This is a genomic window from Frankia sp. Hr75.2 (assembly GCF_949319125.1).
GTDB lineage: Bacteria > Actinomycetota > Actinomycetes > Frankiales > Frankiaceae > Parafrankia > Parafrankia soli.
This window is the reverse complement of the sequence record NZ_CASGGV010000291.1, coordinates 18,245-35,149: the sequence shown is the minus strand read 5'-3', so window position 1 is coordinate 35,149 and position 16,905 is coordinate 18,245. Positions and strand designations below refer to the sequence as shown.

14 protein-coding genes are annotated in these 16,905 nt (G+C 65.7%); 5 read left to right on the top strand and 9 right to left on the bottom strand.

Annotated features, from left to right (window positions below):
- Positions 1-23: 23 nt before the first annotated feature.
- Positions 24-434 carry a hypothetical protein gene (locus tag AC559T_RS21735; protein ID WP_498869911.1) on the bottom strand — a complete coding sequence of 137 codons (411 nt, stop codon included), beginning with the start codon at positions 432-434 and terminating at the stop codon, positions 24-26.
- A complete protein-coding gene (locus tag AC559T_RS21730; RefSeq protein WP_498869910.1) occupies positions 410-706 on the bottom strand; it encodes a hypothetical protein in 297 nt (98 codons plus the stop codon). Before AC559T_RS21730 ends, AC559T_RS21735 begins: the two co-directional genes overlap by 25 nt.
- 449 nt (positions 707-1,155) lie before the next feature.
- On the opposite strand from AC559T_RS21730, the gene AC559T_RS21725 reads away from it, so the two are divergent.
- Positions 1,156-3,180, top strand: coding sequence for a DUF6461 domain-containing protein (locus AC559T_RS21725; protein ID WP_498869909.1), 2,025 nt, complete (start codon positions 1,156-1,158; stop codon positions 3,178-3,180).
- 277 nt (positions 3,181-3,457) lie between these two features.
- Here the strand turns inward: AC559T_RS21725 and AC559T_RS21720 are convergent, their stop codons facing one another.
- On the bottom strand, positions 3,458-4,087 hold the full coding sequence (locus tag AC559T_RS21720; RefSeq protein WP_160144315.1) for a nucleotidyl transferase AbiEii/AbiGii toxin family protein: 630 nt from the start codon (positions 4,085-4,087) through the stop codon (positions 3,458-3,460).
- Positions 4,084-4,593 carry a helix-turn-helix transcriptional regulator gene (locus AC559T_RS21715; RefSeq protein WP_112107958.1) on the bottom strand — a complete coding sequence of 170 codons (510 nt, stop codon included), beginning with the start codon at positions 4,591-4,593 and terminating at the stop codon, positions 4,084-4,086. Before AC559T_RS21715 ends, AC559T_RS21720 begins: the two co-directional genes overlap by 4 nt.
- 174 nt (positions 4,594-4,767) lie before the next feature.
- On the opposite strand from AC559T_RS21715, the gene AC559T_RS21710 reads away from it, so the two are divergent.
- The 4 genes from AC559T_RS21710 to AC559T_RS21695 all read left to right on the top strand — a co-directional run bounded on the left by AC559T_RS21710 (position 4,768) and on the right by AC559T_RS21695 (position 7,369).
- Positions 4,768-5,166, top strand: coding sequence for a hypothetical protein (locus AC559T_RS21710; protein WP_498869908.1), 399 nt, complete (start codon positions 4,768-4,770; stop codon positions 5,164-5,166).
- Positions 5,163-6,221: a DNA-methyltransferase gene (locus AC559T_RS21705; protein ID WP_498869907.1), complete on the top strand. Its 1,059-nt coding sequence runs from the start codon at positions 5,163-5,165 to the stop codon at positions 6,219-6,221. The genes AC559T_RS21710 and AC559T_RS21705 overlap by 4 nt, the downstream gene beginning before the upstream one ends.
- A gap of 93 nt (positions 6,222-6,314) precedes the next feature.
- Positions 6,315-6,647, top strand: a complete 333-nt coding sequence (locus tag AC559T_RS21700) for a hypothetical protein (protein ID WP_498869906.1) — start codon at positions 6,315-6,317, stop codon at positions 6,645-6,647.
- Positions 6,648-6,871: 224 nt separating this feature from the next.
- Positions 6,872-7,369, top strand: coding sequence for a DUF3846 domain-containing protein (locus AC559T_RS21695; RefSeq protein ID WP_498869905.1), 498 nt, complete (start codon positions 6,872-6,874; stop codon positions 7,367-7,369).
- Positions 7,370-7,477: 108 nt separating this feature from the next.
- Here the strand turns inward: AC559T_RS21695 and AC559T_RS21690 are convergent, their stop codons facing one another.
- From AC559T_RS21690 to AC559T_RS21670, 5 genes are all read right to left on the bottom strand, one after another.
- On the bottom strand, positions 7,478-8,200 hold the full coding sequence (locus AC559T_RS21690) for a M48 family metallopeptidase (RefSeq protein WP_498869904.1): 723 nt from the start codon (positions 8,198-8,200) through the stop codon (positions 7,478-7,480).
- Positions 8,187-11,273: a type I restriction endonuclease subunit R gene (locus AC559T_RS21685; RefSeq protein ID WP_498869903.1), complete on the bottom strand. Its 3,087-nt coding sequence runs from the start codon at positions 11,271-11,273 to the stop codon at positions 8,187-8,189. Before AC559T_RS21685 ends, AC559T_RS21690 begins: the two co-directional genes overlap by 14 nt.
- Entirely contained in the window at positions 11,270-12,487 is a 1,218-nt protein-coding gene (locus AC559T_RS21680; RefSeq protein ID WP_498869902.1) for a restriction endonuclease subunit S, read from the bottom strand. Before AC559T_RS21680 ends, AC559T_RS21685 begins: the two co-directional genes overlap by 4 nt.
- Positions 12,484-14,934, bottom strand: coding sequence for a type I restriction-modification system subunit M (locus AC559T_RS21675; RefSeq protein ID WP_498869901.1), 2,451 nt, complete (start codon positions 14,932-14,934; stop codon positions 12,484-12,486). Before AC559T_RS21675 ends, AC559T_RS21680 begins: the two co-directional genes overlap by 4 nt.
- 377 nt (positions 14,935-15,311) lie before the next feature.
- Complete coding sequence (locus AC559T_RS21670; protein WP_498869900.1) at positions 15,312-16,664, bottom strand: hypothetical protein; 1,353 nt, start codon at positions 16,662-16,664, stop codon at positions 15,312-15,314.
- Positions 16,665-16,905 lie beyond the last annotated feature (241 nt).

Sequence of the window (16,905 nt, the reverse complement as noted above, 5' to 3'; positions counted from 1 at the left end):
GGTGCCGCGGCCAGCCGCGCGGATCAGGAGACCGGCGGTTCCTTCCGCAGTCCTCCGATCGGGGCGACGGCGTGACCGCCCTCGGCCCGGCACCGCCACACCGGCCATCCGACGCCGTCCCAGTCCCAGTCCGGCAGGTGCAGGCCGCGACGATGGCGGGCGCAGGTCGGCCAGTAGAACTGGAACATCTCCATCACGCACTCCTGGACGTTCTCGGCGAGCGACAGGACCCTATGGGGCAGGTCGGCACCGTCCAGGCACTCCGCGGGGTTGCCCCCGCCGCGGTGGGGCTCGCCGCCGAAGCCGACGAGGAGCTGCGGCTCACCGTCCTCGCCGTATCCGCCCGACCAGTGGAGCGTCAGGCGGCCCAGGCCGGCCTCGGTCCCGTCCAGGTCCCGCTGCACGATCGTCAGGGCCTGCTCGGTCCGAGCCACGAGATCGGGCTCGAACCGGGCGCGCGACTCCTCCCAGGGAAACAGCTCACCCCACGCATCTGTCTGCGGCTCGAGGCTGTGGCCCAGCTCGGTGAGCGCGACGGGCAGCAGGCGGCGCGCTTCGAGATCGTCACGGACGCCGAGGCGGCCAGCTCACGCAGCGCGGGGCTGTCGAACCCGGCCGCCAGCGCGTCCGCCGCGAGGTGCGGCAGGCTCACTCCGATCTTGATGCCCGTCCTCAACGCGAACCACGCGTCCTCAAGCTCATCCACCCGTTCATCGTGACAGTGGGAACAGCGCCCGCTGACCGGAACGCACGCGGGGCCCTTACCGGCCCGGAACGGCCGTCTGACGCCGGCCCGGGCCCGCGGACGGCTCACTCGATCCTGGTGCCACCCACGACGACCAGCGAGAACAATCACCGGACCGGTGATGGCCATTCACCGGCGCGCGCTTTACCGAAATACATCGCACCACCGGCCAAAAATCCTTTGGACGTTTTCATTCCAGGTATGTCAGCACGAGCACCTAACCCCGCCGGAACGATCCTCCCGGAGTGTGTCGGCGCCAACCGCCTGCCCCCGGCGGCGGTCGTGCCGGCGTGGCTGATTCCTGTCGGACCCTCGTGCAAGCATCCGAGCGCGGGTTTCAACCGGCCCGTACAGGAACCACCAGCCAAGGATTCACATCCTCACCAGACCCGTGAGGCAGGAGGCGGACTGTGGAACACCGGACAGGAACCGCGGACGGCACGACGATGCTCCCGGCGGCGGCCCTGGATGCGCTCGCGAACGCCGTGGCCAAGGTGGTGCCGGCGCTGGCGGGCGTCATCCCAGCAGACCCGGCGGCCCGGCTCGGCCGGCTCGGCGTGCCCGGGGGGTCACACGTTCCAGGCCCGGCCGGTCAGGGCCCGAACCCACGAGGGCGCTCCACCCGAGTCAGCTACCAGGGGCGGGCCGTGTTCGATCAGCCCCGGTCACCGCACGCGGCGCCGGTGACGATCCTGGGCCTGTCCGGGCCCGGGCCGGTCCCACCTCCATCGCCGAGGCCGGGCCCACGGCCCGCACCGCAGCCGTTCTTCGTGCCGCCCTCCCCTGCCGGCGAGGCCGAGTCGCCCGTGCTGCGCACGCTGCGCGGACTCGGCCCGCTGCTGGCCGAACGCCTGCTCGGCGCACTTGAGCTGACACTCGGCGCGTTCGAGCTGGGCGGGGTCCCGACCGGGCTGGCGGCCAGCGTCCCGACGCCTGCCGGTAGCCAGGTGGTCGCGTTCGCCATGGCCAGTGGTGGCTGCGAGCCGGAAGCCGCCGTGATCACGCTTGACCAGGTCCGCTGGGGCGCGAGCACACTCACCTGCGACCTGGTGCGGGCGCTGAGCTCCCACCCGCTGGTCGCCCCGCTGCTCGTAGTGGAGACCGTGCCCAAAGAGGTCGTGGCGGAGGGAGAGACGGTAGCGGCCGAGGAGGTGATCGCGGCGCGGCATGGCGCGGTGCGCCTCGCCCTTGCGGTGGCGGTCTCCATCGCGGTGCTGCGTGAGCTCGGGCTGCCGGCGGTGCCGGCCCGGCCACCCGCGGTCGTCGGTCTGGCGCTCGGCGCCGCCGCCCATGTTCTCGCCGAGGTGCCGATGCCGGCCGCGTACGCGGCCGCGGCGCTGGCCCGTCGCCGGGCGGAGTACCGGCTTCCGCGCGGTTCCGCCGGGCGGGTCAGCGTGGCCGGCCACTGCTTCGCCCTCGCCGAGTCCGGCTCTCCGGCGCTGGAAGCAGCGGCGCCCACGTCGTTCGCCGCGAACGGACTGGTCGAGACCGTGCCCGGCGGCGCCCTGATCCGCACCGGGACAGCGGCCGGCTCGGCGCATGTCCGCCTGGCGATTCTCCAGGGCCCCCCGGACGAGGTCGAGCTCGACGGATGGGACGAGGTGGTGGAGGTCAGCTGGACGGCAACGGCCGGGTCCGCCTCCGTCTTCGGGGCAGGCCTGGCGATCCCCGCCCTGGAAGGAGAGACCCCGCCGTGGCCGGGTGCGTACCGCCTGCGTGTGCACGCCCGCGACCGGGACGAGGGCGAAGAATACGAAGGCGACCTGCGCGGCGGCGAGGGCTACCTGCTCGTCGTGTGGGCGGCCCCGGCCGCGCCGGAGGTCGTGCACAGGCGGTCCGACCGGCTGGGGCACCGGCTACGCGGCGAGCCGCCGCCCGCGGCCCGGCCGGAGGCCGCCTACCGCTGGGTGCGCCACAGCCCGATCGGGGAGGCAGCCACCCTCACCGTCGTCCCCGGGGCCGACGTCGCGCAGGTGCTCCGCGCGTTCGGCGCCGACCCCGCCGCGCCGGTGTCCATGACCGAGATGCGCGAGACATGGCGGGCCGGCCGGTTCTGGGTGGCCGTCCTGGCAGTGGAGGGTGCCGTGCTGGCGGTCGAGGACAACGGCTTCCAGGGCACCCAGGCGCAGGTGCTGCGGGCGCTGTCCCGGCGGGGCCGGGCGGCCAGCATGTTCTGGAACGTCAACGCGGTCACCCCGCTGTCGCTCGCGGAGCACGGCGAGATCGTCGCCTCCTTCGAACCCTGGCTCGACCGGGTGGCCGAGCTCGCCCCGGCCGTGCTGCCGTACCTGGCCGGCATGGACCTCACCGACCACCGGCACAAGGTCGCGAAATGCCTGGTGGCCGTCGAGCGGTTCACCGGCTGCCCGGTGCGGCCGGTGGACATCGAGCGGGTCGAGGCGGCCGGCGTGGCCTACCTGATGCCCGACAGATGAGGGATGGACCCAACGTGGCAGCAGAAGAACCGCCCGATCTTGGTCGAAGGTCCTGAAATCACCGTCCGCCCGGTCGGGACGCGGCAGCCGACCAGGGACGATGCCGGACCAGGATCGGAATGATCACACCGTGGCCGACCTCGAACACACGTTCCGCAGAGCCGGTGGGAATCTTGCCACGTGAGTCACTCGCCTGTGGTGGGAGGGAATCGCGGGCGACGATCTTGTCCGGCGTGGGCTCATGGCAGCGATCCGAATGGGGCAGGCCGGTCGTCGCTCATCCGCCGGTGATTTCCTGACGCCAGGTGTGGAAGAAGTGGCGTAGCCGGTCGGCGGCCGGGCGGGGCAGTCCCAGGTCGTCGTCGGTGAACCGGCTGATGGTTCCGATCATGTCGGCGAACACCTGCAGGTCGAAGCCGCCGTCCTGGGTTTGGGCGAGGTGGACGAGTTCCTCCTTGGTGAAGACGTTCGCCAGGTCGTGCACATCGGTGAAATCGCGTGCCTCGGCACGGCCGAACAGGGCGAGGGTCTTGCGGGCCGCCAGGTCATGGGCGCTGAGTGTCGGCCCGAGTTCGGTGAGGGTGGGTGGTTCGTCCGGCGGGCTGTCGACGCCGAGATCCACGATCAGCGCCTCGCTGTCTGCTTCGACGACAAGTCTGGCGAAGCTGTCCGTGAGCTGGACCCGCCGGGTGGCCCAGCCCTGCGAAGCCGCCGCGCGTTCGAACGCCGCTGCCGTGTCGGGGATCGATGCCGTGGGCGGGAGGGCGGTGAACAGGTCGACGTCGCGGGTCTCGCGGTCGACGAGATCACGTGCGATGAGCGCGGCGCCGCCCGCGACCGCGAAGCCCACGCTTTCAGGAAGCCCGAAGAAGATCCGCGCAACCGCCCGCTGCAGCGGCGTGATCACCTGAGGGCGGTCCGTTCCCAGGCGCGCCGGATCGGGGCGGGAAGGACAAGCTCCGGCCAGGCGTCGACGAGCAGTGCCCCGTCGACGTAGGCGAGGATGTCCTCCGCCGTTCCCTCGCGCAGGACGATCTCGTACAACCGGTGACGCTGTCGGCGGTCGGTAAGGTCGTAGGTCCGATCGGGGTCGGACCAGTTCAGATGGACCGGCAGGCGTACCCGTGCCAACGCCTGCCGGATCGGGAGCCGGGGCAGCCGATCCGGCACGGTGAACGGTCGTCCCCGCCCGTCCACCACGACCTCGAACGAGGGCACCGGCACGGCGTCCAGCCGGAAGCCCGCCGCCGCCAGCAGGCGCGTCGCGGTCTCCAACGTCGGTGACTTCACCCCGTGCTCATAGGCCGCCAACGTCGGCCGCGACGTGTGCGCCCGCCGCGCGAGCTCGGCCCCGGACAGGCCCGCCTCCAGACGCGCCGATTCGATCAGCCGGCCCGCCAGCGAATCCGCCACTCCCCCTCCATCACGATCCCCTCCATCACGACATGAAGCGTATCCGATGAGATACGCTACTCGTCTTTCGGTCCGTTCGCCGGCCCATACGGCGTGACCTCGGCATGAGCCCTGCCACCAGGCGGCCCGAGCAGCTTCTACGCTGTCGACGGCCTGGTCGATCGCGCCGGGGAGATGACCAAGCGGGCCGTCGGGTCGGTGCCCGAGCCGGTTGAGGAGGGCTCGCAGCCGCGGATCGCTGATCGCATCGGTCAGCGCACGGGTGAGACGTTCAGTGCCGAGTACCCGGATGTCCCGGGCATGAAAGCGGCGCGGCGCGGGGTCGACAGGCTCAGCCAGACCAAGCCGGTTCGTGGCGTCGGCAGGATCGTGGCCCGCCGCGAAGCTGACCAAAAGTCAGCGAGCACGACGGGCCGGCTCGTGGAGCTTCTGCGCCACTACTCCGAAAATCTTGGACTCCTCAACGACCTCCGCTGGCTACTCAAAGTAGTTAACGCTACCGAAAGTGACGACGAGCCGGATGAGCCTGATCTGCGCGACCAGCCCAACGGGCGGCATGGGAGAAGCGCGTGATCGGTGTTCGCCGGGCAGGGCCCCGGCGCAACATCATCCTCATCGGCGATGTACGCGCCCGACTAGCCGAACTACCGCCCGCCTCGATCGACTGCGTCATCACCAGTCCGCCGTACTACGGCCTGCGCGACTATGGCGCACCCGGCCAGCTTGGACTCGAAGACGACGTTGATGGATGGACGACTTCGCTGCTTAAGGTCATGACCTCGGTCGCCCAGGTGCTCAAACCTGGCGGCAGCGTATGGCTGAACCTGGGAGACGGCTACGCCCGGCATCGTCGGGAGGGCGCTCCGATGAAGAGCCTGTTACTTGGGCCGGAGCGGTTGGCCTTGGCGCTCGCGAGTGACGGCTGGACCATCCGAAACAAGGTCATTTGGGCCAAGACGAACCCCATGCCCACCAGCGTCGTGGACCCCCTGAGCACCACACACGAGGTGATCTATCTCCTCACCCGCAGCCGGCGCTACTTCTTTGATCTGGACGCCATCCGCACCCCGCACACCAGCAGCCAAGCTGCGGCGCAGGCCCGAGCCGCTGGTCGGGTCTACCCACCAGAATCGGCGGTCGCCACCATTCGCCAGACCAAGCGCACGCAGCGCAACACTGGACTCAGCACTCTGAAAGTCAGCGGCATCGCCGGACACCCACTCGGCAAGAATCCTGGCGACGTCTGGCGGCTGGCCACGGCCGGCTACCGGGGCTCGCACTTCGCCAGCTTCCCGGTGTCGCTGATCGAGCGGCCCTTGCTGGCCAGCACACCGGAACGGGTGTGCACCGCGTGCGGCACAGCGTGGCGTCGGAAGTCAGTCACCAGACGGGGGCACCTCGCCGCGCTCGGCGACCTGCATCCCGGTTGCTCCTGCCCCTCAGGCCACAGACCCGGGCTCGTGCTTGATCCATTCATGGGCGCGGGGACGGTGGCCGTAGCCGCAGAACGACACGGGCGGGACTGGGTCGGAATTGAACTGAACGAGGACTACGCCGCGTTGGCTGAAGCTCGGCTCCAGCGCGAGCGGGAGCGACGTTCGGGCCGGTTTTCCGGCCACTCGCCCTAACGCCCGGCGACCTCGTCGGTGACCTGCGGCCGTATGTCGTCATCCCCTGCCCTGGGGATGACCGGCCGCACCGCACCGAGGAGGTGGTTCGGGATGACCGAACCCACCAAGGCCGGAGGGCACAAGACCCTCGCGGTCAAGCTGCCACCCGATCTGCACGCGCAGTTGGAGCTGGTGTCGGGGCTGGATGGACTGTCGATGGGCGCAGCGTTGCTGCAGTCCGTCGAACTGTACGTCCAGACCCGGCGTTCCCAGCCCGACTTTGCCGAGCGGGCGGCGGCTGCAGTGGCCGAGGCGGAAGCCGAAGCTGCCGCACGGCGCAGCGCCATCCAAGCTTTGCTGGGACAGGAGAACCCTGACCCAGCGGACGGCTCCGAGCCGGCCAGGAACGGGCGTCGCGCCCGGGGTGGAGAGCCCACCGCGTAGACCGCACGGCGGTTGACCGCGCAAGCGGCTTCCACTCCACACCCGGCAGGGACGAGGTGGCCTTCACGGCCACCCGTTCCTGCCGGGGCAACACCCACGACGTTCATGCACCGCGTGTCGGTGCCAGGCAGCCCGGCCTTTCCGCCGGGCCGGGCTGCCTGGCACGGAACGGACCGCCGCGCCAGGCACCAGCTGCATCGGTCCGAAGGGTTGGTCGATCTTCCATGGCGGAGATCACGGCCATCGTCATCCCGGCAGCCATCGAGCAGCCGCTCCGGCAGGAGCGGATCGGTTCGGCGGATCTGCCTGCCTACCAGGCACTCGTCGGCGGGTCCATCCAGGCCATCGGGCTCTTCAGGCCCGAAGCGTCGATGTACATCAACGAAGAGGGCAAGCTGCTGGGGCTGCCGGTGAACCACCGGGCGACCGCGCTGGCGGCGGTACACAACAGCGACTTCCGCGACCAGGACTTCGTGGTCGGGGACGCCTTCATGATCGGGCCGCTGGACAGCAAAGGCCGGGACCGTACGGTCCCGGCGCAGTACGTCCGGCTGTGGCTCGAGGCTGCCAGCTTCCGCGTGCAGAAGCAGATCGCCGGCTCTGAGCTGTGGTTGACGAAGCCCGGCCGCTACGACGACGTGCATGTGGCGTACGTGGCGGCGGTGCGGCTGGCGCAGCGGGAGCCGGAGATTGCGGAGGTGCGGGTGATGACGATGAGGTAGGCCGCAGACCAACTGGAAGGCCCTCTCCGCTCCCTCCTGAGGGAGGTTGAGCGGTGAGGGCCCGACAAAAAGAAAGCGCGCGCCAGACTGAGCTTGTCCTCAGCGCAGTCATGTCCACTGCTCCTGCGCAAGGGGCGCATTGTTCAGCTGGTCGCGAAGGCTCCGCCAGGCCGGCATGCACTTATCCATAAGCTTGGTGAAGCGCTCGCCGTGGTTGCGCTCGAGGTAGTGCGCCATCTCATGGACGACAATGTACTCCAGGCAATCCGGATGTTTCTTTGCGAGCTCGACGTTGAACCAAATATGCCCAGTCTCGCGGCTACATGATCCCCACTTGGTCTTCATTCGCCTGACTGTCCACTGCGGAACCGACACCTCCAGTTTCGGTTCCCACTTGGCAATCAGGTGGGGGATCTTTTGTCGCAGTTGCTCGCGATACCAACGATCGAGCAGCTCGCGTCGCTGTTCGGCCGTGGTATCGGCCGAGACGTACAGTAGCAGCCGTTCGCCGTCCACCTCGAAGTGAGCCCGTCCCGGACGTTCGATAACCTTCATTCGACGGCGGACGCCCCACACGTAGTGCGATTCGCCGGTGACCATCTCTCGTGTGGACTGGCGTGTAGCCGAGCGAAGCTGATCGCGCCGCTCCTTGATCCACGGCAGCCGCTGGATTACGGCCAATCGGACGCGATCGTCATCGAGCCGGTGCGGCGCAGCAACTCGAACGCGCCCAAGTGGTGGATAGACGCCAATGTGCAGATTCTTGATATCCTTGTAGATGACATCGACATCGATACCGCGGATGGTCAGGTAGGCACTAGCGGTACTCATGACGCACCTTTACCAGTTCGAACAGTTCATCGAGCCGGTCGAACTCGTCAGGCAGTGCCCGCGCGAGCGCACGCTTGACCTTCTTCTCCTTGATCGGGTTGCCCACCCACGAGTCCGGCTTGGTGCGGAGGATAGTGGTGTCTACCGCGGCAGCCAACTTTAGCGATTGATCAAAGAAGTCGATCAGGGCCTGGCGAGCACCGTTGTTGGCCCACTCCGGATACTCTGTGTCCGATTCACCCTTGCCGATCTTGGTCGCGTGCTCCAGCAGCTTCGCGAGGTACGCCTTGTAGTCCAGAGCCCCTTGGCGCCGCTCTTCGAGAATGGCGTCAAGCAACTCAGACATCTTGTCGTAGTACTTGGGGTTCATCGCACGCTCGTCGATGATCAGCTTGCGCATGTTGTTGGTGATCGTCTCCGCCACCGCTTCGGGGTCCTTTTTGATCCCCTTGGGAAGCTTGTCGATCGCGCCAGCGCCCATCTGAACGATCAGCTGGATCAGCCCGGCATCCTGGAAGTCGGAGACTACCTCGGAGGGCTTGGCGCTGATGTAAGTGTCGAGCAGGTGGCGCATGCCGGCCTCATACTGTTTGAAGTCGACATCCTCGCCGGCGCCCAGCTTGACCTCGGCGCGCACGTTGGCGTAGTGGGCGATCTCATCCTTAATCGCTACGGCTTCGGCATCACTGTAGCCAGCGGCGTTCATTTCGTTGGCGAGGTTGCCGTACGCGCGGGTCACGGCCGCCACAGCCTTATAGAGCTCGACACGCTTCGGCTCGTTGGCTTTGAGCTGCTCGGCGTTCCCCTGCTCGCGGGCGCAGAAATACTGCTGGTACTCCAGCGTGTTCTTCGGCGGTTCGACTGGCTCACATAATGCCCGGATCTTCTCCAATGCCTCGTCGAGGTCTTCCCGAGCCTTCTCAATCCGGTCGGACAGCAGGCCCTCGATGTCCTTCTTCTCGTAGCCCTCCAAGGCGCCACCGGTGTAGTCGGTGATCGCGGACTCAAGAGAGTTGAACAGATCACGGTAGTCGACGATGTAGCCATAGTCCTTGTCCTCGCCATCGAGGCGGTTGACCCGGCAGATCGCCTGGAACAGGCCATGATCCTGCATCTTCTTGTCGATGTACAGGTACGTCGCGCTCGGGGCGTCAAAGCCGGTCAGGAGCTTGTCAACAACGATGAGTAGTCGCATCTGACCGGGATCGTTGACGAAGCGGTCCTTGACGTCCTTCTCGAACTGCTCGACCTTGAGCATCGCCTTGTCAGCAGACTCGTTGAAGTGGTCCGCCAGCATCTGCCGGTAAATCTCATATTGGCGCAGTCGCTCGGTGGCGCCGTGGCCGGAATCCTCTTTAGCGATGTCGCCTGCCTGCGGCACGTAGGACGTGACAATGGCACACTTTCCCCTGAACCCGGCCTGGGTGAAAAGCTCGTAGAACTTGCACGCCTGGTAGATACTCGAACTGACCAGTATCGCGTTACCGCGGCCATCCGACAGGCGGGGCTTGATCTCCATGTCAAGCAAGATGTCGTTGACGATCTGCCGAGCGCGCGGCTCCGAGCTGACGACCTTCTGCATAGTGCCCCAGCGCTTCTTGAGCTCAGCGCGGGAGAGGTCCGTCATACCCCTGGTCTTGGCCTGGAACCACTTGTCGACCTTCTCCGGCGAAGCCAGCTCTTGATCGATATTCCGCGCTTCGTAGCGCAGGTCGAGCACGACACCGTCGGCCACGCCCTCGTCAAACCTATAGGTGTGGATGAAGCTGCCGAACCGCTCGATGGTGGTGGCCTTGTCAGCCTTGAGCAGGGGTGTGCCGGTGAAGCCGATGAACATCGCGCCGGGCAGGAGCGCCTTCATGGCATCGTGCATCTTGCCCGACTGGGTGCGGTGGGCCTCATCGACAAAAACAAAGATATTGCCCTTGGCGTGGAAATCCTTCGGGACAGTCGCGTTCAGCTCGCGGATGAACTCGCTCTCGGCCTGGTCACGAGCAGCCTCGTCCTCCGAGCCGCGGAACTTGTGAACCAGCGAACAGAGCAGCCACTCCTCGCTCGCGTTCAGCGTCGCAAGGAGATCAGTACCGCTCTTCGTGCGGTAAATTGATTCGTTGACCCCGCGGAAGACCTTCTCGATCTGATCATCCAACTCGGTGCGGTCAGTGATGAGCAACACACGGGCATCCGGCTGGTGCTCGCGGATCCACTTGGCCAGCCACACCATCGTCAGCGACTTGCCAGACCCCTGCGTGTGCCAGATGATGCCGCCCTCACGCTTGGCGATCCGCTCTTGAGTCGCCTTGACACCGAAGTACTGGTTGTGCCGGCACGTCTTCTTCTGGCCTGTGTCAAAGACCATGAAGTCGTGAACCACCTCAAGCAGGCGCTCCTTCGAGCAGAGCTGCGTTAAGGAACGGTCGAGAGGATCGGCGATGTCAGACGGCTCGCGCCACCCCAGCCAGTACTTCTCCGGCGTGTCGATAACGCTGTAGCGCAGTCCTTCCACGTCGTTGCCGGCCATCACCAGCTGCACCGTCGTGAAGAAGGATCGGACGAACTCTGGCCGCTGGTTGCCGATGCTCTGCCGGATACCTTCGGAAACGGCGACCTTCGAGCGCTTGAGCTCGATTGTTCCGAGGGCGATACCATTGACGTACAGCACGATGTCTGGCCGCTTCGTGTGCTGACCCAGCACCGTTACTTCCTCGGCCAAGGCGAAGTAATTGGCCTCCGGGTGCGCCCAGTCGATAAGCCACACCGTCTCCGTCTGCTCACCTACACCAGGCTTGACTTTCACTCCGTAGCGCAGCAGGCTGTAGACGTCGCGGTTCGCCTCGTAGAGGTCGCGGCCGCCGCCGAGCGAAGCCTCGCTCTTCAGCTTGTCGACCGCCTTGTTGATCAGGCTGTCGTTGTAGCCGCGGGCACGGAGGTTCTGCGTGAGCAGCGCAACCTCGACGTTAGAGTTATCTGCGCGATACTCCCAGTTCCCGAGGTACTCGTAACCCAGCGAGGCCCGGAACAGCTCTATGACGCGGTCTTGAGCCTTGCGCTCGGGCTGACCGACGTTACTCATGCCGCGCTCTCCTTGACCGGAAGGCGGGTACGGCCAGTCAGGAGCTGCTGCATCATCCCGTGTTTGACCGTGTGCGCCTTAACCAGCCGTACAGCTAAGACCCGGAGCTCCTCTTCAACGTCGAGCAGAACATTCGCAATTGCATGCTGCTCTTCCAATGACGGAAACGGCACTACAAGACGTTTGATGATCGTGAGATTGAGACCGCCACGGCCGCCGTCGCCAGCTGACTCGCCTCGCAGCTCAGCATATCGGGAGTCGAGGTTGAAGTACAGATAGTCAGAATCGTGTTCCGAACTGGGATAGATGCCAGCGACTGACTGATTGGTTGCGAGCTGGATTCGAGAGATTGCCACGGTTCCGCGGGTCTTCCCTTGCCCCGCGAGCGCCATCAGCACCGTCTGCGGGGGCAACAGATGTGCACTGGACTCTTGAAGCCCGACCTTCGTGATCCGTCCTCGAACGCCCCATATCTGTTTCTGATGAATCTCCCCCGAACTCATCCAAGGCACGTCTCCGCCCCAGTAGCGGTCGACCGCCGTCGCTGGCGTACCACCAGCCCGCACTTCAGCAAAGTCGCCGATCCGCCGTTGAGACCACCGATCGGTGAAGCCATGGAGGCGGGTCTTCCCGGTCAGGAGCTGCTGCATAACGCCCTGCTTGATCGCCTCTTTCTTGGTGACCATCCGTTCAAGCGCAGCGATTAGCTCGTCAACGTCTCCAAGCGCTTCAGCAATAGCCGATTGATTCCTATACGGAGGAACAAGTAGCGGAAAAGGATTCAGCTTCGCAAGATTGAGATTGGCCTGCGCATTATGAGTTGCTATTGACTCGAGAGTTTGCTTCTGCGCACTGAGAGCGTATAGCAGCCAGCCTTGGTGCGTGCCATTATTCGGTCGAACTGCGACTAGGCTGTCTGGGCATGAACACGCGAATTGAGACACACCGAGGTCGCCGATGTTCGCGGCAATTGTAAGGAAGAGAGTTCCAGCAGGAAAGAGTTTGCTTACCTTGAGACCTTCTTCATTCAAGGTTTGAGAGTACGACTCGATCTTACCGCGGCTATTTCTAACGTCGCCCGTCTGAATGAAGGGGTATCTTCCGCCATAGTACTTCGGATCGTTCCGTGGCCGTGCGCTGAACCTCCCCCGCTCTATGTGCGCCAATCGCGCAAGCGGGAGCACTGTCCAGTCAGCAGGAGCGGTGCCTGTCATCGCAGCACCCCCATGTCATCCAGGTGGGCGGCGACCTTGGCTTGGAGCGTCTCTAGTTCAGCCCCCAGGGATTCGACTGTCTCTACGTAGCGTTCGCCGAGTTGCTGGATCCGGCCGACCAGAGTGAGCGTGAGCGAGTTGGCCACACTTACAACGCGATCCGCCATCGTCGCGTGCCACTTGTCGTCGAGTACAAGTTGCTTGATCTCGGGCAACATGAGGCCGCCGTACTTCCGGAGGGTCGCCAGGTCGAGTGCGGCCTGGGCTTCCTTGGCGGCCTTCTTAGCGACGGCTTCGTCGTTGTACAGCTTGATCAGATGTTGGAGAGCCTTGATCTCCTCTGGGTCGGTGCCTTCGTGCCGAGCCACCTTGAGCCGCGTCGCAGCAAGAGCCTTGGAGATCTTGCAGTCGTCCATCGCCTCGGCCAGCAGGCCGTCTTCAACGGCGTGCTCCTCGATGTACTCTTCGACGGCGCGGCTGGCTTCCTCAGCCGCCGCGTTCAGCGTGTCGACTTCGGCCTGCTCGTCCGCAAAGTAGCGGGCGACAACGAGCGCCGGCGGGATGAGGTCCATCTTGTACTTAGTGGCGCTACGTCCCGAACCAACAGCAAGGTCGGGAGTTTCGGAGAGCTTGCGCTCCTTGTCCTCGATGGTCTTCCGAGGCTTCGCCGCGTCGAGCCATCCGTCGTTCATGATAAGGAACACATCGTCGTGCATGACGCCGTGCCAGTAGGTCATGAGCTGCTCGTAGACGTCGTACTCGTCGAGCAGGGGGGTGTCCTTGAATCGGGCCAGAAGATCGTCGCTGATGCGAGCGATCAGCTCTTTGGGGACGGTGTTGGCATCGAGCGCTTGCAGGATGGGCCGGTGGGCGGCGAACCAATCGTCCACCTGGCCGCGTACGTCGGTGGCGAACTTCTGGAACTCGTTGGAGTCCAGGATGGTCTGCTGCACCTCGGTCACGCCGACCGCGAGGTCGCTGTAGCCGGGGCGGTTTGGTGCGAAGAGCGTGGCACGAAGGCTTGGGAACGCCTCCCAGTACCCGTTGAGCGCGTCCAAGTCGCGGTCCGGGATCCCGCCGTGCAGGTGAGCGTGAAGGTCCTGGATGTCCTCCGGCTCGGCGGAATCGACGTAGCGCGGAATGTTGAGATTGTAGTCGTGTTTCGGATCGGCGATCTCGTGGAGCGGCACCATGCGCGAGTAGCGCTCGATCTCGATCTGCCTGTTGAAGACGTCGACGATCTTGTGGATGTCCTGGCTGCGAAGGCGGTTCTTGTTGCCGTCCTTGATGAACCCCTTGGAGGCGTCGATCATGAAGACACCGGTGCGTGCCTGGGCGTTCTCCTTGTCGAGGACGATGACGCAGGCGGGGATACCGGTGCCGTAGAAGAGGTTGGTGGGCAGGCCGATGATGCCCTTGATGTAGCCGCGACGCAACAACTCCTTGCGAATCTTCGCCTCGGCGTCACCGCGAGAGGCGTTGCCACGGAAAAGGACGCCATGCGGCAGGATGACCGCCGCCTTGCCGTTGCTCTTGAGGGATTTGAGGATGTGTAGCAGGAAGGCGTAGTCACCGCACTTCTCCGGTGGTCTGCCAAAGTCGAAGCGGCCATAGTCGTTTTCCAGGCCATTGTTCCACGACTTGATCGAGAATGGCGGATTGGCGACGGCGAAATCGAAGGTTCGTAGCTGGCTTCCCGCGGTGAACTGTGGGCTGGTGATCGTGTCACCCTTGCGTATATCGCGGTCTTCGTAGCCGTGGAGGATCATGTTCATCTGGGCTAGCGCCCAGGTGGCGTTGTCTTTCTCCTGGCCGTAGATCGTGAGACCTCGCGGCGCCTCGTCTGCTACCTTGAGGAGCAACGAGCCCGACCCGCATGTGGGGTCGTAGACTGTGTGGTCCTGTCGGGTGCCCGGTCCGATGCCGACGACCTTGGCGAGCACGCGCGAGACCTCGGCCGGGGTGTAGAACTGGCCCTTCGACTTGCCCGACTCGGTAGCGAAGTGCCGCATCAGGTACTCGTAGGCGTCGCCGAGCAGGTCGTCGCCTTCAGCGCGGCTACCCCGGAAGTCCAGATCAGCGAAGATCGTCACCAGCTTGGAGAGGCGATCCTGCATCTCCTTGCCCTTGCCGAGCTTCTCCTCGTCGTTGAAGTCGGCCAGGTCGATGACCTTCTCCAGCTCGTTGGCCTCGGCGAGCCTGCTGATGATCTTGTTGATCTTGTCGCCGATCTCCTTGTCACCCTTGAGTGCGACCATGTCATCGAAGGAGCCGCCCGCGGGGACGTCGATCAAGGAGGTCCGGTCGGACTTGGCCTTGTCCGTCACGTACTTCACGAACAGCAGCGTCAGGATGTAGTCCTTGTACTGGCTGGCATCCATGCCGCCGCGCAGCTCGTCGCAGCTCCGCCAGAGCGAGCTGTACAGGTCTGACTTCTTCAGCGCCACTACAACGCCACCCCCGTCGACACACTCCGTGACCAGCCAGTCGGCGCCATCTCAGTCAGGGGCAGCCATTGGACTCTCTGTGACCGCATCGAGCGATGCTTCCGCCCGTCCCAGGCGCCATGACAGCCCCAGCACGCGTACTCCATCGCCATCCAGCGGTCCTCTCGATCATTGACACGTTCCACGGGAGCCCACGATCGGCGGTCACGCCAGTGGCTACCAAGCTCGACTCTAGTGGGCATCCCGGACAACATTTGGACGCCACGCATGGTGTGATCACGCGGCTCACGCGATGGCGCCAAGCTGCTCCGAATGCGCGCCCGACCAGGATCCGCTGCGACCGTTCCCCGGCAGATCGCGTCCGTACGAGCCTCATTTCAGCCCATGCCGAGGTACCAGGTGTCGACCTGGCGGCGCAGGGCAGCAAGGCGCTCGACATCGCGCTCCCAGTGGGCTTCCTGCTCGGGCTCGTGCGGACTCCAGCCGTCGAGGTAGGGCCGCAGATCATCGGGCGTGGGTTCGGCGTCGAAGGCGAAGTCGGCCCGGGTAGTCGGATCGAGCTGGTCGGCGGCGGCACGAGCCCAGCTGATGCAGCGGGCGCGCTTGCTGGCGCGGGCCTGATCGATGTCGTGGTGGGCTGCCTGGTCGAGGGCGTCGGCGAAGGCACGGATCTCGGTGGCAGCGATCCAGGCGTCGTAGGCGGCGCGGAAGGTCCGTCTGCGGACTGCTTCGAGGGCCTTTGGCCGTGCCCTGTCCAGGGCTGCCTGCCACTGCTGGCGTTCTGCCTCCTCCTCGCGTACCACTTGGTCGAGGTATTCCCCGTACCGCCGCCTCTCGGTGCGGCGGTCCTGCTCGTCGGCTGTGACGCCCGCCTCGACGTCGTCGAAGATCTCTGGGATACGTTCCTCGATCCGGGTGGCGCCGCTGTCAGCCCAGCCGTCATGGTTACCCCGGCCGGTGCGGGCGATCCGCAGGCGGAGGCGGCCGGATGCGATCTTGCCGGTCGCTGGCAGGTGCCACTCGGGGTGTTTGCGCAGCAGCTCGCGTTCTCCTTCGGTGAGCGTCATGGGAACGTCGTCGTACTCCTCGTGGAGCGAGACGTATCGGCGGACTGACCCGATCTGCAGGTACGGCTTGGGGCGGGCAGTCTTCCGGTTCACGTCGACGCGGTGGCCTCGGGTGCGTGCTTCGTCCGCCAGGAGCCGGATCAGGGCGAGGGCACGGCCGAGGGACGCCGCGGTGACATCCAACGCCGCAGGGTCCTGCTCCAGCGCAGCAACGACCTGTGCCGGGTCGGGACTGGCCAGGCGGGTGTGGCGGGGCGCCCGGGTGTTGAGCCGGATCCGGTTCCAGTCCTCGTCGTCAGGCTGGCTGTCGTCGGACAGCCGGATGATGAGGTCGCCGCGGTCGCGGCCGGTGTGCCTGAGGTGGAAGCCATCCGGGACCAGCCGGTGGCGTTTGGCGGCGTCGATCGTCCGCCGGTACCGCGCCCGGGTGTCGTCGTCGGGCTCGTCGACCCGGAGGGTTCCGCCTTCACGTTGCAGTTGCGCGATGAGCTCTCTGGCCTGCTCTGCTCCGCCCCCTTGGGGCGGAACGGCCGGCGACGGCTGGACAGACGGCGGGCTGGCGCGCCGCCGACGCCGCGCGGAAGGGTCCGCAGGGGGATCATGGACAGGGCGGTCGGGATGACGGCCGTGTTCAAAGTAAAAGGTACCGGCGTCGGTGATCACCGCGCGCCAGGTGCCACCTCGTCGGCTGACATCGACAAGGCCGCGGCTCTGCAGGCTTCGTGCTGAAATCCGCTGGCCGACCTCGTCTGGCCCGCTCAGGTCATCGCCACCGCGGATCCGTCGCAGTAAGAGCAGCTGCCGATCGGTCAGCGGTTTCCCTCGACCCATTCCCCGACACTTCCAACGCCGCCCATAGTGAGGCAAGTGGTCTCGGGGTGTCCCTTATGGTCGTCCTGTCCAC

Bases quoted from the DNA above. Each gene is read 5' to 3' on its own strand.
- AC559T_RS21710 (WP_498869908.1), top strand. From the start codon at position 4,768: ATGACCAAGCGGGCCGTCGGGTCGGTGCCCGAGCCGGTTGAGGAGGGC.
- AC559T_RS21700 (WP_498869906.1), top strand. From the start codon at position 6,315: ATGACCGAACCCACCAAGGCCGGAGGGCACAAGACCCTCGCGGTCAAG.
- AC559T_RS21695 (WP_498869905.1), top strand. From the start codon at position 6,872: ATGGCGGAGATCACGGCCATCGTCATCCCGGCAGCCATCGAGCAGCCG.
- AC559T_RS21690 (WP_498869904.1), bottom strand. From the start codon at position 8,200: ATGAGTACCGCTAGTGCCTACCTGACCATCCGCGGTATCGATGTCGAT.
- AC559T_RS21685 (WP_498869903.1), bottom strand. From the start codon at position 11,273: ATGAGTAACGTCGGTCAGCCCGAGCGCAAGGCTCAAGACCGCGTCATA.
- AC559T_RS21680 (WP_498869902.1), bottom strand. From the start codon at position 12,487: ATGACAGGCACCGCTCCTGCTGACTGGACAGTGCTCCCGCTTGCGCGA.